The sequence below is a fragment of the Acidisoma cellulosilyticum genome, from assembly GCF_020621385.1.
Lineage (GTDB): Bacteria > Pseudomonadota > Alphaproteobacteria > Acetobacterales > Acetobacteraceae > Acidisoma > Acidisoma cellulosilyticum.
Window position 1 is genome coordinate 562,359 of record NZ_JAESVA010000003.1, and the last position, 14,421, is coordinate 576,779.

10 protein-coding genes are annotated in these 14,421 nt (G+C 65.0%); 3 read left to right on the top strand and 7 right to left on the bottom strand.

Translation table 11 applies throughout. The features are described 5' to 3' along the window. Window positions 1-20: 20 nt before the first annotated feature. From ACELLULO517_RS11440 to ACELLULO517_RS11450, 3 genes are read left to right on the top strand one after another with little or no spacing between them, the layout of a single operon-like run. Window positions 21-2,642 carry an AsmA family protein gene (locus ACELLULO517_RS11440; protein ID WP_227307491.1) on the top strand — a complete coding sequence of 874 codons (2,622 nt, stop codon included), beginning with the start codon at window positions 21-23 and terminating at the stop codon, window positions 2,640-2,642. 37 nt (window positions 2,643-2,679) lie between these two features. Next, entirely contained in the window at window positions 2,680-3,387 is a 708-nt protein-coding gene (locus tag ACELLULO517_RS11445) for an ATP12 family chaperone protein (protein ID WP_227307492.1), read from the top strand. After that, a complete protein-coding gene (locus ACELLULO517_RS11450) occupies window positions 3,384-3,665 on the top strand; it encodes an acylphosphatase (RefSeq protein ID WP_227307493.1) in 282 nt (93 codons plus the stop codon). Before ACELLULO517_RS11445 ends, ACELLULO517_RS11450 begins: the two co-directional genes overlap by 4 nt. Window positions 3,666-3,673: 8 nt before the next feature. Here ACELLULO517_RS11450 and ACELLULO517_RS11455 read toward each other — a convergent pair whose 3' ends face one another. The 7 genes from ACELLULO517_RS11455 to rpoC all read right to left on the bottom strand — a co-directional run bounded on the left by ACELLULO517_RS11455 (window position 3,674) and on the right by rpoC (window position 14,338). Next, on the bottom strand, window positions 3,674-4,165 hold the full coding sequence (locus ACELLULO517_RS11455; RefSeq protein ID WP_227307494.1) for a DUF4167 domain-containing protein: 492 nt from the start codon (window positions 4,163-4,165) through the stop codon (window positions 3,674-3,676). Between the two features lie 225 nt (window positions 4,166-4,390). Continuing rightward, window positions 4,391-5,236 (bottom strand): peptide chain release factor N(5)-glutamine methyltransferase, encoded by an 846-nt coding sequence (gene prmC, locus ACELLULO517_RS11460; RefSeq protein ID WP_227307495.1) that lies wholly within the window; start codon window positions 5,234-5,236, stop codon window positions 4,391-4,393. After that, window positions 5,236-6,300, bottom strand: coding sequence for a peptide chain release factor 1 (gene prfA, locus ACELLULO517_RS11465; protein ID WP_227307496.1), 1,065 nt, complete (start codon window positions 6,298-6,300; stop codon window positions 5,236-5,238). Before prfA ends, prmC begins: the two co-directional genes overlap by 1 nt. After that, window positions 6,297-7,556, bottom strand: a complete 1,260-nt coding sequence (hisS, locus tag ACELLULO517_RS11470) for a histidine--tRNA ligase (RefSeq protein WP_227307497.1) — start codon at window positions 7,554-7,556, stop codon at window positions 6,297-6,299. Before hisS ends, prfA begins: the two co-directional genes overlap by 4 nt. A 104-nt stretch (window positions 7,557-7,660) precedes the next feature. Further along, a complete protein-coding gene (ispG, locus tag ACELLULO517_RS11475; RefSeq protein ID WP_227307498.1) occupies window positions 7,661-8,821 on the bottom strand; it encodes a flavodoxin-dependent (E)-4-hydroxy-3-methylbut-2-enyl-diphosphate synthase in 1,161 nt (386 codons plus the stop codon). A gap of 43 nt (window positions 8,822-8,864) precedes the next feature. After that, window positions 8,865-9,917, bottom strand: a complete 1,053-nt coding sequence (locus tag ACELLULO517_RS11480) for a helix-turn-helix domain-containing protein (protein WP_227307499.1) — start codon at window positions 9,915-9,917, stop codon at window positions 8,865-8,867. Between the two features lie 254 nt (window positions 9,918-10,171). Further along, on the bottom strand, window positions 10,172-14,338 hold the full coding sequence (gene rpoC / locus ACELLULO517_RS11485; protein WP_227307500.1) for a DNA-directed RNA polymerase subunit beta': 4,167 nt from the start codon (window positions 14,336-14,338) through the stop codon (window positions 10,172-10,174). Between the last annotated feature and the right edge of the window lie 83 nt (window positions 14,339-14,421).

Here is a 14,421-nt window from a genome sequence, read left to right on the forward strand (position 1 = left end):
CACTCATGGTAAAGGGCAGCATGGTCGACACGCCCGAAGATAAGCCCTACCGCACCTCCCGCCCCATTCCGCGCCGCCGCCCATGGCGGCGAATCCTGCTGGGCGGGATCGCCGTCATCATCGTGGTTCCCGTCGTCGCTGTCGTGGCAGCGGTCCTGACCTTCAACCCGAATGCCTACAAGGATCAGATCACCGCCGCCGCCTCTCAGGCGACCGGACGGCAGGTCACGATCGCCGGGCCGATCGCGGTCAAGCTTTCGTTGATCCCGACACTGACGGCGCAAGACGTTCGTATCGCCAATATTGCGGGCGGCGCGGCCCCGCTGATGGCGCGCATCAGCAGTATCGAGACGCGCATCGCGCTGCTGCCGCTGCTGCACCACCAGATCGACATCGAAGCACTGGTGCTGCGCCACCCGACCATCCTGCTGGAAAAGACGGCGGACGGCCGGGTGAACTGGCTGTTCCAACCAACCAGCAACGCTGCCGCACCGGCGGCCGTTCCGGCCCCGCCGGTCACGGTCGATACCGGCCATGGCCCCTGGCAGGTGGCGGTTCATTCGCTCGACATCACGGACGGCACGGTCGATTGGCGGGATGAACAGGCTGGCCGCACCGCGACGGTGCAGCTGCCCAAAGCCAGTCTCTCGGCCCAGGGCGACGCGACGACCCAGCCGGAAGACCAGCCGCTGGCGATCGACGCCGATCTGCTCTGGCAGAAACAGCCGATCCATCTCACTGCCAAAACCGGCCCGATTGCGCATCTGACCAATACAGCCGATCAGTCCAGCTGGCCGGTGCAACTCACGCTGACCGCTGCCGGCGCGACGCTCTCGGCCCAGGGCGGCATCACCGACCCGCGCCAGGCACGCGGTTACGATCTCACGCTACAGGCGCAGATCCCGGCGCTGGATGCGATCACCCCGCTGCTGCCGCAGGGCATTCTGCCGGCGGGGCAAAGCCTGCCGCCGCTGCACGGCGTCGCCTTCGGGGCGCATCTGACGGATGCCAGCCAGGGCAAGCCGCAACTCAGCAATCTCAGCCTGCAGGCACAGGCCTCCGATCTGTCCGGCATCGCGCCGGGCCTGAAACTCGATAGCCTGTCCCTGGTGACAGCGGCGCCGGATCAACCGGTCTCGGTCAATATTCTGGGCGACCGCCAGGGCCTGGCTTTCACCCTGTCGGGCTCAATCGGGCCGCTGCCCTTGCCGGGCGCGCCAGCCGCCCCGCTGCCGGTCGATCTGACGCTGAATGCCGCGCAGAGCAATCTGCACGCCCAGGGCAGCATTCAGGACCCCTGGAGCCTGCGGGGGCTCAATCTCGCCCTCTCCGCCCAGATCGCCAATCTCGCCTTTCTGTCGCCGCTGGCCGGCGCGCCGCTCCCCGCCTTCACGACGCTGAACGGCACCGCGACGCTGACGGATGCGGCGGCCAGCGGCCTTGCCCAGGGTCTGGCGCTATCCGCCCTGAACCTGACCGCGCCGCAGGGCGATCTGGAAGGCGCCCTCAGCATCGCCTTCGCGCCCCGCCTCGCAATCGGCGCCAATCTGCGCTCCGCCAAGCTCGATCTGGATCAGGTGCTGACCGCGACCGCCACGACGCCTGCGGCCCCGGCGGCGGCGCCCGCACCACAACCGGCCGCGCCGGCTCCCGCCACAGCCGCGGGCCCACGGAAACTGATCCCGGATATCGCTTTGCCGATCGCGGCACTGAAGAGCTTCGACGGCTCGGCCGATCTCGCCTTCGCCGATCTGCATTTCGGCGGCGCCGACTATCGCGCGCTCGTCGCCAAAGCCTCGCTGTCGGGCGGCGTCCTCTCCCTAGCGCCCTCCTCCGTCGTCGTGCCCGGCGGCCAGCTGCTGGCAGCCGGCACCATCGACACGCGCGGCGCGGTGCCGACAGAGAGCTTCGCCATGCAGGCGCAGAACCTCGCCATCGCGCCGCTGCTGAAGGCCCTGCAGATCCCTGTGGCAGCCAACGGCCTCGTCCAGGTCTTTGCGAACCTTACCGCCAGCGGCGCCACCACCCGGCAGATCGCCGCCAGCGTGAACGGCAATTTCGGCCTCGCTTCGGTGGACGGCGTGATCGACGCGCATGCGCTCGGCAGTCTGATCGCACCCGCGATTCGCGCCGGCGGTGTCGTGCCGGCCGAACTGCTGAACGCCGCCGGCCAGGTGCCGATGCGCTGCCTGGCGATCCGCCTGAATGCGACGAACGGCAATGCGGCGGTCGCAGCCCTGCTGCTCGATACGCCCCGGCTCCTGGTGCAAGGCACAGGCTCGCTCAATTTCGGACTGGAAACGCTGAACCTCGCCCTGACGCCGGAGCTTTATCTGGGCGAGATGGCGGTCACGGTGCCGCTGGATATGGGCGGAACCTTCGCTGATCCGCATGCGGGCAAGGTCGGCAAGGTCGTCATCAGCCAGCAACCGGGACAAAGCGGCGGCAGCGGGCTCAACGGCCTGGTGCAATCGCTCATTGGCGGCGGCAAGCACGCGGCCCCTGCCGTCTCCCCCGCCTGCACGCCCGCGCTGACCCTGGCCCGCAACGGCCAGCCTGGTCCGGCGCCCAGCGGCAGCTCGGATTCCGGGATCCTCCAAAAGCCGATGAATCTCTTCCAACAATTGCTCCACGGCCAGTAGAAGGCGCATTCCTGAACCTGAACAGCTGGCCTGCACCATGAAACGCTTCTGGACTGAGACCTCTATCGCGGCGGAACCCGCCGGCTTCACCCTGCTGCTGGACGGCAAACCCATGCGCCTGCCGGGCGGGGAGATGCTGTTGATCGACCGCCGCGCCTTGGCCGAGGCCATCGCGGCGGAATGGCAGGCAACCGTGGTCGGTCTGGAGGTGCAACCGCAGGACCTGCCGCTGACGCAGCTGGCGGCGACCGCCACCTTGCGAATAGCCACGAACCCCGCCGATACCGCGACCGCCATCGCCGCCTATGGTCAGAGCGATCTGCTCTGCTACCGCGTGGCGGAGCCTGAGATGCTCGCCCAGCGCCAAAAGGCCGAATGGCAGCCTTGGCTGGACTGGGCGGCGCAACGTTACGACGCCCCTCTCACCACCACCACAAGCCTCGGCTTCGTGGCGCAGAATCCGCAAAGCCTGGCGGCCTTGGCCCAGGCCGTCTCGCGCCATGATGCGCATGGCCTGGCGGTGCTGGGCGTCATCGTGCCGGTCCTGGGCAGCCTGGTTCTTGGCCTGGCCATGGTCGACGGCAAGCTCGCCGCCGCGGAAGCCTATCGCCTCTCCACATTGGACGAGTTGTTTCAGGAGGAGCGCTGGGGGCAGGATGACGAAGCTGCCGACCGCCGGGCGTTCGCCGCACGGGACGTCATAGCCGCCGGCCGCTACTTCCAACTCTCGCGGAGGGATGCGTGAGCAGCAAGCGACTGATGATTTCCGGCAGAGTGCATGGGGTTGGCTATCGCGCCTGGATGGCCGAGCAGGCGAATACGCTCGGCATCGACGGATGGGTCCGCAATCGGGCGGACGGATCTGTCGAGGCGCTGATCAGCGGAACGGCGGATGCGGTCGAGGAATTGGCACGGGCCTGCCGGCGCGGGCCGCGCTTCGCCCAGGTGGAAGCGATCGAGGAAGAGATCGCGCCCCCACCGGACGAACCCGGATTTCTTATCCTTCCCAGCCTGAGAGGCTAACGCTCGCCTCAGGCTTCCGGTGCGGCGACAGCGATCGGGATTTCCCGCGCTTCCATGGCCGGACGGCCGTCATCGGATTCGTCCCGGCCTTGGCCGCCCTCGAATTCTTCGCCCACCGAACCGTCATCATTGCTGTTGCGGCGGTTCTGATTGTTCTGGTGCGCCGGCTGCTGCTGATGCTGCGCTGCCGCCTGGTTCATGGCGCTGACGATGCGGAAGTAATGCTCGGCGTGCTGGAAATAGCCCTCGCCCATCACCCGGTCACCCGCGCTGGTCGCATCCCGGCCGAGCTGGAGATACTTCTCGAACAGCTGCTGCGCCGTGCCACGAATGCGAAGATCGGGGCCGTTGCTGTCGAAGACATGGTTACGATTCAGCGGAATGCTGTTGGAGCCGCCGGAGCTAGGGTGACGTGTCCCGCCACCGCCATTACCACCACCTCCGCCACCATTGGGACCGTTCCCACGATGGCCGCGACCACGCATACGTTTGATGTTCATTACTAGGACAAGTCGCTTTCCTGTTAGCAGGCTGGCCAAGCTCGTGAAACTCACGAGGGTCTATCGGCAGCCAGTCGCACGCTTCGGACTTTGGGGTTCCACGGCTTGGCTTCGGGATAAGCCCCGAGCGACAGCACCGGAGAACGGTGCAGGTCAGGCGTCCAAGACACCCTCACCTTGCAGGCGGCACGCTAGCCCGCGCGAAACGGGAAGCCAACCGTTTTTTTATAGATGGGATACAGCCAAGACTCGCTCCTGCCCGGCAAGATCGCGCCGCAGGTCGAGAACCTTGAGAGAAACACTCTCGGCCAGCGCCGTCAGCGCTGGCCCCTGGCCGATCCCGAATTCGAACAGCGCCAGACCTCCCGGCATCAGACGCTGCGGCAGGTCGCGGAACAGCAGGCGATAAGGGTCCAGCCCGTCCGCGCCGCCGTCCAGTGCCAGATGCGGCTCGAATTTTTCGACCTCCGGCATCAATCCGGGGATATCGCCATGCGGGATATAGGGCGGATTGGACAGGATAAGGTCAAAACGGCCGTTCAGCGCATCCGTCCAGCGGCCGACCATGATGGTGGCACGCCCGGCCAGACCCAGCCGCGCGGCATTCGTCTGTGCCACGTCCGCGGCCCGCGGCGACAGGTCGACCCCCAACCCCCAGGCGTCCGGGAATTCCGACAGCGCCGCCAGCAGCAGGCAACCCGTGCCGGTGCCGAGATCGAGAATGCGCGCCGGCGGCCGGTCCCGCCGGTAGTCCAGCGCCGTCTCGATCACAGTTTCCGAATCCGGGCGCGGGATCAGCGTATCGGCGGTCACGAGAAAATCGAGGCTCCAGAATTCCCGATGCCCGATGATCGTGGCCGCCGGTTCGCGCCCTGCGCGGCGGTCGATCATGGACTGGAAGGCTGCACCTTCCTCAGAGGTCAGCTCGCCGCCGCGACGGCGCAGCAACCCTGTCTGGTCGGCGCTGATCGCATGCATCAGCAGGATGCGGGCCTCACGGTTCGGCCCCTCGATCCCGGCCTCCGCCAGCCGGCCCGTCGCTGCGCGCAAGCTGGCGTCGAGATCGATCATTATGCGGCGGAGGCGAAGCTCGCCAGACGCGCCGCCTGATCCTCGGCCGCGAGGGCGGAAATCACCTCATCCATCTCACCCATCATCACCCGGTCGATCTTGTACAGGGTGAGATTGATGCGATGATCCGTCACCCGCCCTTGCGGGAAGTTATAGGTGCGAATGCGCTCGCTACGGTCGCCGGTGCCGACCTGGGACTTGCGATCGGCCGCGCGCGTCGCGTGCAGGCTTGCGCGCTCACGCTCATACATGCGCGCGCGCAGGATCTTCATCGCCTTGGCGCGGTTCTTGTGCTGGCTTTTCTCTTCCTGCATCGCGACGACGATACCGGTCGGGATATGCGTGATGCGGACCGCACTTTCCGTCTTATTCACATGCTGACCGCCCGCGCCCGAGGCGCGATAGACGTCGATGCGCAGATCCGTCTCGTTGATCTCGACATCGACCTCCTCCGCTTCCGGCAGCACCGCGACGGTGACGGTGGAGGTATGGATGCGGCCCTGGTTTTCGGTTTCCGGCACGCGCTGCACGCGATGCACGCCCGATTCGAACTTCAATCGCGCGAAGACATTGCGGCCGGTGATGCTGGCAATGCCTTCCTTAAGGCCGCCAAGCTCGGTCTCGCCATATTCCATCACCTCGAAGCGCCAGCCCTGGGCTTCGGCATAGCGCTGATACATGCCGAAAAGCTGGGAGGCGAAAAGCCCGGCCTCATCGCCGCCGGCCGCCGGCCGCACTTCCAGGATCGCCGAACGCTCGTCCGCCTCATCCTTCGGCAGCAGTGCGAGCTGAATCTCGTGTTCCAGCGCCGGAATGCGCGTCTTCAGCGCATAGGCCTCAGCCTCGGCCAGTTCCTTCATTTCCGGATCGGCCAGAAGCGCGGTCGCTTCGCTGAGATTCTGCTCGGTCGCGCGGAGTTCGGAGATCAGGCCGACGACCTGATCAAGCTCGGACAATTCGCGGGAGGCGCGGACGAATGCCGTCCCCGTCACGCCGGAGGCCAGAAGATCCCGCAACTCCTCCGATCTTGCCAGAATATCGTCGAACTTGGACTCAAGACTCACGCGGGTGTTCCTGCCGGCAAGGCGCGAACGGCCTCCAACAGCGCGTCGAGGGAGACTTCGCTTTGCGTGCCGGAGACAAGATCCTTGAGCTGCGCCACGCCGCGCGCCGCTTCCTCGGACCCCAGAATGATGGCCGCACGGGCGCCGGCCTTGTTCGCGCGTTCCATGCGGCGGCGCAGATTGCCCTTATAGCCGATATCGGCGCGGATACCGCCCTGGCGCAGCTGCTGAACGATGCCGAAGGCCGCCGCCTCGGCGTCATCGCCCGCCGGGATCACGGCAATCGGGGCTGCCTCGCCCTGCGGTTCCGCAATAAGCATGGCCAGACGCTCGATACCGGCGGCCCAGCCGACAGCCGGGGTTTCCGGCCCGCCCATCTGGCGGACAAGACCGTCATAGCGGCCGCCGCCCATCACCGTGCCCTGCGCACCCAGTTGCGTCGTCACGAATTCAAAGGCGGTGTGGTTGTAGTAGTCCAAACCCCGCACGATGCGCGGATTCTCGACGAAGGGGATACCCAGCGCGGTCAGGGAATTGCGCACGGAATCGTAGAAGCCGGCCGCGAGCGGCGTCAGATGCGCGGCGATCGTCGGCGCATCGGCGACGATTTTGCGGTCGCCCTCGTCCTTGCTGTCCAGGATGCGCAGCGGGTTACGCTCCAACCGCGCCTTGCTGTCCTCGGACAGCGATGTCGCATAGCGGGTGAAATAAGCGACCAAAGCCGCGCGATAGGCCGTCCGGCTGTCGGTATCGCCCAGCGTATTGATCTCAAGCGTCACGCTCTCGGCGATGCCGAGGGCGGTCAAAATCTGCCAGCCGCAGGCAATGACTTCCGCATCCGCCAAAGGCTCGGCCGGGCCGATCAGCTCGATGCCGATCTGGTGGAACTGCCGGTAGCGGCCCTTTTGCGGCCGCTCGTAGCGGAACATCGGTCCCGCATAGAAGACCTTCAGCGGCAGCGACTGCGTCAGACCGTTGCTGACCAGCGCGCGGCAGACGGCGGCCGTGCCCTCCGGGCGCAACGTCACGCTGTCACCACCGCGATCGGTGAAGGTGTACATCTCCTTGGTCACGACGTCCGAGGTCTCCCCCAGCGTGCGAGAGAAGACGCCGGTATCCTCGAAGATCGGCGTCTGCCATTCCTCGAACCCGTAAAGGCCCGATACATGGCGCGCCGTATCGGTCACATGGCGATAGCGGCGCTGATCGTCGCCGATGAGATCACGGGTACCGCGGACAGGCTGAAGGCTGGACACGAATGATGGTGCCTTGGCTGACTATTCTTGTTTCTTTGTAGCAAACGAAAACCCGCTCCCCTATGCGGGAAGCGGGTAGCAGGCGCGAGCCGCTTATGCCGCGTCTATTCCGCCGCTTCGGCCGGCGCAGCGCCCGCCGGCGCGGCCTCGGCCAGGGCCTTGGCTTCGGCGTGGCGGATAGCCTCGGCGCGCTGTTCCACCAGATCGACGACATGGTCGATCATGGATTCCTTCTCGATCGTATGGTCCTGGCGGCCGGCGCTATAGACCATGTGACGGCCGGCGCCGCCGCCGGTGATACCCAGATCGGTCATCAACGCCTCGCCCGGCCCGTTGACCACGCAGCCGATGATCGACAGCGTCAGCGGCGTCTCGATATGTTCCAGCCGCTCTTCCAGCGCCTGCACCGTGCGGATGACATCAAAGCCCTGCCGCGCACAGGACGGGCAGGAAATGATGCGCACCCCGCGATGACGCAGGCCGAGGGATTTCAGAATCTCCCAGGCGACCCGCACCTCTTCCTCAGGCTCGGCCGAGAGCGAGACGCGCATGGTGTCGCCGATACCGGCCCAAAGCAGGGAACCGAGGCCGATCGAGGATTTCACCGTGCCGGTGCGCAATCCGCCCGCTTCGGTGACGCCGATATGCAGCGGATGGTCGCAGACCTCCGCCAGCTGCTGATAGGCCGCAACCGCCAGAAAGACGTCCGACGCCTTCACGCTGATCTTGAACTCGTGAAAATCATGGTCCTGCAGGATCTTGGCGTGTTCCAGCGCGCTTTCCACCAGCGCGTCCGGGTTGGGCTCGCCGTATTTCTCAAGCAGGTGCTTCTCCAGGCTGCCGGCATTGACGCCGATGCGGATGGAGCAGCCATGGTCGCGCGCGGCCTTGACCACTTCACGCACGCGTTCGGCGCTGCCGATATTGCCCGGATTGATGCGCAGACAGGCAGCCCCTGCCTCGGCCGCTTCGATCGCGCGGCGGTAATGGAAATGGATATCGGCGACGATCGGCACATTGGCCTGGCGCACGATCTCCTTCAGCGCCTTGGTGCTCTCCTGATCGGGGCAGGAGACCCGGACGATATCGACGCCGGCCTTCTCGGCCAAGCGGATCTGCGCGACGGTGCCGTCCACATCGGTCGTCAGCGTATTGGTCATGGTCTGGGTGCTGATCGGGGCGTCACCGCCGACTTTCACGGAGCCGACGCTGATCTGACGCGACTTCCGCCGGATAATCTGCTGATACGCGCGATAGTTCATCACTTGCTCCTGTTCCTGGCACGGTTCGGCCAGGACTCGAACGCCGTCATTGTGCCGTGGGTGCGGGCGCCGCTGCCGGGACGGCCGGCGGGACAACGCCGGATGACTGCCCGCTTGCCGCCTTCAAACCATCGGCATCAAGCGGAATATTATGCAACACATGGCCCTTCAGCGGCCCGATGACATTGCCGGCCAGCATCACCTGCGTGCCGGCGGCATTGCCGGTCGTCAGCGTCAGCTGCGGCTGGTCAGGCACCTTGTAGCTGTCACCCGGGTGCATAACAGCCTGATAGACGACCTTGCCTTGGCTGTTCTTGATCTCGATCCAGGCATCGGCCGTCGCCTGGATGACCATGCCGGCATCGATCAAGCCCGGCGCCGCCGTCGCGGTGCCGGAAGCCGCACCATCCGTTGCCTGCACGGTGGGCGGCGTCACGGCGGCGACCGTCATATTCGTGCTCGGCGCCGGCAGAGTCGGCAAGGGCGGCGGCACGGCGGCGGCGGCCGATGACGGCGAGACATCCGGCTCCTGCGGCAAGGTGGACGCGACCAGCGGACCAGCGGCGGCCGGCAATGGCACGGGCGCCGTCGCTGCCGGGGGCGGTGTCACGCTCGCGATCTTGGGCGCCGGCGGCGGGGCCAGCGGCTCCAGATGCGCGGGCACCGCATCGACCGTTTCCGTCGTGCTGCTGCTACGCCCGGAATAATGATACCAGGCGACATAACCGCCGATGGCGATGATCGCGCCGACCAGAACGAGGGCGCCGGCCGGCATCCCGCGGGAGGGGACAGGCGCCGGGAAATCCAGCTCGGTCTTGCGGTTCACATCCTCACGCTCGGCGCGGAAGCGGCGGATCGCCTCATTGGGATCAAGCCCCAGCGCCGTCGCATAGGTACGGACAAAGCCGACCGCGTAAGCGGTGCCGGGCAGATTACGAATATCGCCTTGTTCGATGGCGCGGATAAACGCGGGCTTAAGGCGCAAGGCCTCGGCGACCGCGTCGATCTCCCATCCAAGACGTTCACGGGCCGCGCGGAGGTCACTCCCGATACGGGAAGCACTCTCCGGTCTGTCACCCTCCGGGTAGCTCCGATTCATATTCTCGGTATCTGTGCGCGTGTGAAGGGATGCCACTCTTCTAACGTTCCGTGCGGCTCGGTGTCGTAGTGGCGCAGTCACACGGGCTTGCGTGAAAGATCCACCACCCCGCCGGTTTCGGGAAAGGGGACAATGCCTCGTTTCACACGGCCCGTCGACTCGCTGCGGGTTAAATCTAGAATAACCTCTATGAGGTAGCCGAGGCTGGGCGCGGATAATATCCGCCCAGCCTCGGCCGATCACGATAGCGTTGGTTATTCGGCCGCGACGTCAGGGCTTTCCAGCTGCGTCACTTCACGACGCAGTGTGCGACCCTTGGTCTCGCCGGACGCCACCTGGCGCAGACGGTTCATGACGCTGCCGGTGCCCGCCGGGATAAGACGTCCAACGATGACGTTCTCCTTCAGGCCCTGCAGCTGATCCATCTTGCCTGCGGTCGCCGCTTCGGTCAGCACGCGCGTGGTCTCCTGGAAGGAGGCGGCGCTGATGAAGCTATGCGTCTGCAAGCTGGCCTTGGTGATGCCCTGAAGCACAGGCATGCCAACAGCCACACGCTCACCGGCATTCATGCGCTTGTCGTTCTCGATATCGAACTCGGTGCGATCGATCTGCTCGCCGATCAGGAAGGTGGTGTCACCCGGATCGGTGATCTCGACCTTCTGCAGCATCTGGCGAACGATCACCTCGATGTGCTTGTCGTTGATCTTCACGCCCTGCAGTCGATAGACGTCCTGGATTTCGTTGACGAGGTAATCCGACAGCGCCTCGACACCCAGCACGCGCAGGATGTCATGCGGCACGCGCGGACCGTCGACCAGCGGATCGCCCAGACGCACGAAGTCACCTTCCTGCACCGAGACGTGCTTGCCCTTCGGCACCAGATACTCGGTCTCTTCGCCGGTCTCGTCGTTCTTCACGATGATGCGGCGCTTCGCCTTGTAATCCTTGCCGAATTCCACGCGACCGTCGATCTCCGCGATGATCGCGTGATCCTTCGGACGACGCGCCTCGAACAGCTCGGCCACGCGCGGCAGACCGCCGGTGATGTCACGCGTCTTGCTGCCTTCGCGCGGGATACGCGCCACCACGTCACCGGCCGCGACCGTCGCGCCATTCTCGATCGACAGGATCGAGTCCGGCGAGAGGAAGTAGCGCGCTTCCGCACCGTTCGGCAGCTTCACCACATCGCCCTTGGTGTCCTTCAGCAGAAGGCGGGGACGCAGATCGACGGCCTTCGTGGCCTGCTTGTAATCGACGATGACCTTGGAGGTGAGGCCCGTCACTTCGTCCATCCGCTCGACGAGGGTGACACCCTCCATCACATCGGCGAACTCGATGATACCCGCACGTTCGGTGATGATCGGCAGGGTGTAGGGGTCCCATTCGGCCAGCTTCTGCGTGCGTGCGACCGTCTGGTTGTCGTCGGTCAGCAGGCGCGCACCGTAAGGCACGCGGAAACGCGCACGCTCGCGGCCATTGCCGTCGGTCAGCACGATTTCGCAGTTACGGCTCATGACGACGGGAACGCCGGAGGAGTTCACAACCACGTTGCGGTTGCGGATCACGACGGTGCCGTCATGGCTCGCTTCAACGCTCGACTGCTCGGCACCACGCTGCGCCGCGCCACCGATATGGAAGGTGCGCATCGTCAGCTGCGTGCCAGGCTCACCGATGGACTGGGCGGCGATAACGCCGACAGCCTCACCGGCATTGACCGGCGTGCCACGGGCAAGGTCACGGCCATAGCAATGGCCGCAGCAGCCGATCGGCGCCTCGCAGGTCAGCACCGAGCGGATCTTCACCGCCTCGACACCGGCCTTCTCGATCATCTCGGCCTCGACTTCCTCGATCAGAACATTGTTCTTGAGGAGAATCTTGCCCGAGGCCGGGTCGATGATGTCCTCGGCCGTGGTGCGGCCCAGGGTGCGCTCGGACAGCGAGGAGACAACCTCACCGCCATCCATCACGGCGCGGACCGTCAGGCCCTTCTCGGTACCGCAATCTTCCTGGAAGATGATGCTGTCCTGCGCCACGTCCACCAGACGACGGGTGAGATAGCCCGAGTTCGCGGTCTTCAGCGCCGTATCCGCGAGACCCTTACGGGCGCCGTGGGTGGAGTTGAAGTATTCGAGAACCGACAGGCCCTCCTTGAAGTTCGCGATGATCGGCTGCTCGATGATCTCGCCCGAGGGCTTCGCCATGAGGCCGCGCATACCGGCGAGCTGACGCATCTGGGCCGGCGACCCACGCGCGCCGGAATGGCTCATCATCCAGACCGAGTTCGTGGGCGTCCCGATCTCCTGCTTAGAGATCTCCTTCATCATCGCAGCCGCAACGGCGTCCGTGCAGCGCGACCAGGCGTCAACCACCTTGTTGTAGCGTTCGCCGGCGGTGATCAGACCGTCCTGATACTGCTGCTCGAACTCCTTCACTTCGCCCTGGGTCTTGCCGATCAGCTCGCCCTTCGAGGCTGGGATGATCAGGTCATCCTTGCCGAAGGACAGACCGGCCTTCGCCGCGTTGGAGAAGCCAAGGCCCATCATGCGATCTGCGAAGATCACGCATTCCTTCTGGCCGCAATGACGGTAGACGGCATCGATGACGTCCGAGACGTTCTTCTTCGTCAGCTGCTTGTTGAGCAGCGCGAAGGGCACGTTCGGATGCAGCGGCAGGATCTGGCCGAGCAGCATGCGGCCCGGCGAGGTGACGATCACCTTGCGGACGACCTGGCCGTCGGCTTCCATCACCTGCATGCGCGCACGGATCTTGTCGTGCATCTTGATGCGCTTGGCGGCCAGCGCGTGTTCCAGCTCGCCGATGGTGCCGAAAGCCGGCGTGTCCTTCTCGTCGGTCGCGCGGTATTCCGGCGTTTCCAGCGAGAGATAGTACAGGCCGAGGACGATGTCCTGGCTCGGCACGATGATCGGCTTGCCGTTCGCGGGGCTCAGGATGTTGTTGGTCGACATCATGAGCACGCGGGCCTCAAGCTGAGCCTCGATGCTGAGCGGCACATGGACCGCCATCTGATCGCCGTCGAAATCCGCGTTGAAGGCGGTGCAGACGAGCGGATGCAGCTGGATGGCCTTGCCTTCGATAAGCACGGGCTCGAAAGCCTGAATGCCCAGACGATGCAGCGTCGGCGCGCGGTTAAGCATGACGGGATGCTCGCGGATAACCTCTTCCAGGATATCCCAAACTTCCGGACGCTCTTTTTCCACCATCCGCTTCGCGGCCTTGATGGTGGTCGCGTGGCCATATTTCTCAAGCTTGGCGTAGATGAAGGGTTTGAACAGCTCCAGCGCCATCTTCTTCGGCAGGCCGCACTGGTGCAGCTTCAACTCGGGACCCACGACGATGACCGAACGACCGGAATAATCGACGCGCTTGCCGAGCAGGTTCTGACGGAACCGACCCTGCTTGCCCTTGAGCATATCGGAGAGCGACTTCAGCGGACGCTTGTTGGCGCCGGTGATGGCGCGACCGCGACGGCCGTTGTCGAACAGCGCATCGACCGATTCCTGCAGCATGCGCTTTTCGTTGCGGACGATGATGTCCGGCGCACGCAGCTCGATCAGACGCTTGAGGCGGTTGTTACGGTTGATGACGCGACGATACAGGTCGTTCAGGTCGGAGGTCGCGAAGCGGCCACCGTCCAGCGGCACCAGCGGGCGCAGTTCCGGCGGAATGACCGGCACCACGTCCAGGATCATCCAGCTCGGCTGCGAACCGGATTCGGCAAAAGCCTCGACCAGCTTCAGACGCTTCACCAGCTTCTTGCGCTTGGCCTCGCTCGTCGTCGCCTTCAGCTCCAGACGCATGCGCGTCTTCTCGGCGTCGAGATCGATATTCGCCAGGATGTGCTTGATCGCCTCGGCGCCGATGCCGGCGCGGAAACCGTCCTCGCCGAATTCATCCTGCTTCGAGAACAGCTGGTCCTCGGTCAGCAGCTGATGCAGCTTGAGGTCCGTCAGGCCCGGTTCCAGCACGATATAGTTCTCGAAATAGAGAACCTTTTCGAGGTCCTTCAGCGTCGTATCGACCATCAGGCCGATGCGCGACGGCAAGGACTTCAGGAACCAGATATGGGCGACGGGCGAGGCCAGTTCGATATGGCCCATGCGCTCACGCCGCACCTTCGCGAGGGTGACTTCAACGCCACACTTCTCGCAGATGATGCCGCGGAACTTCATGCGCTTGTACTTGCCGCAGAGGCACTCATAGTCCTTGATCGGCCCGAAGATACGGGCACAGAACAGCCCGTCCCGCTCCGGCTTGAAGGTGCGGTAGTTGATGGTCTCCGGCTTCTTGATCTCGCCGTAGGACCAGCTGCGCACCTGCTCGGGGGAGGCAATCTTGATCTGGATCTGGTCAAAGGTCATCGGCTGACCGGTTTGACCCAGGATTTTCATAAGCTCGTTCATGCGGGCTTCACCTTCAAACCCTTCCCCGCTCTGGCCAAGGCCGCGGCGGGGTCAGGGATTTATCGAACGCGTTGTATTCGTCT

Coding starts and splice junctions, on each gene's coding strand:
- ACELLULO517_RS11440 (WP_227307491.1), top strand. CDS start 21: ATGGTCGACACGCCCGAAGATAAGCCCTACCGCACCTCCCGCCCCATT.
- ACELLULO517_RS11445 (WP_227307492.1), top strand. CDS start 2,680: ATGAAACGCTTCTGGACTGAGACCTCTATCGCGGCGGAACCCGCCGGC.
- ACELLULO517_RS11455 (WP_227307494.1), bottom strand. CDS start 4,165: ATGAACATCAAACGTATGCGTGGTCGCGGCCATCGTGGGAACGGTCCC.
- prmC (WP_227307495.1), bottom strand. CDS start 5,236: ATGATCGATCTCGACGCCAGCTTGCGCGCAGCGACGGGCCGGCTGGCG.
- ACELLULO517_RS11480 (WP_227307499.1), bottom strand. CDS start 9,917: ATGAATCGGAGCTACCCGGAGGGTGACAGACCGGAGAGTGCTTCCCGT.
- rpoC (WP_227307500.1), bottom strand. CDS start 14,338: ATGAACGAGCTTATGAAAATCCTGGGTCAAACCGGTCAGCCGATGACC.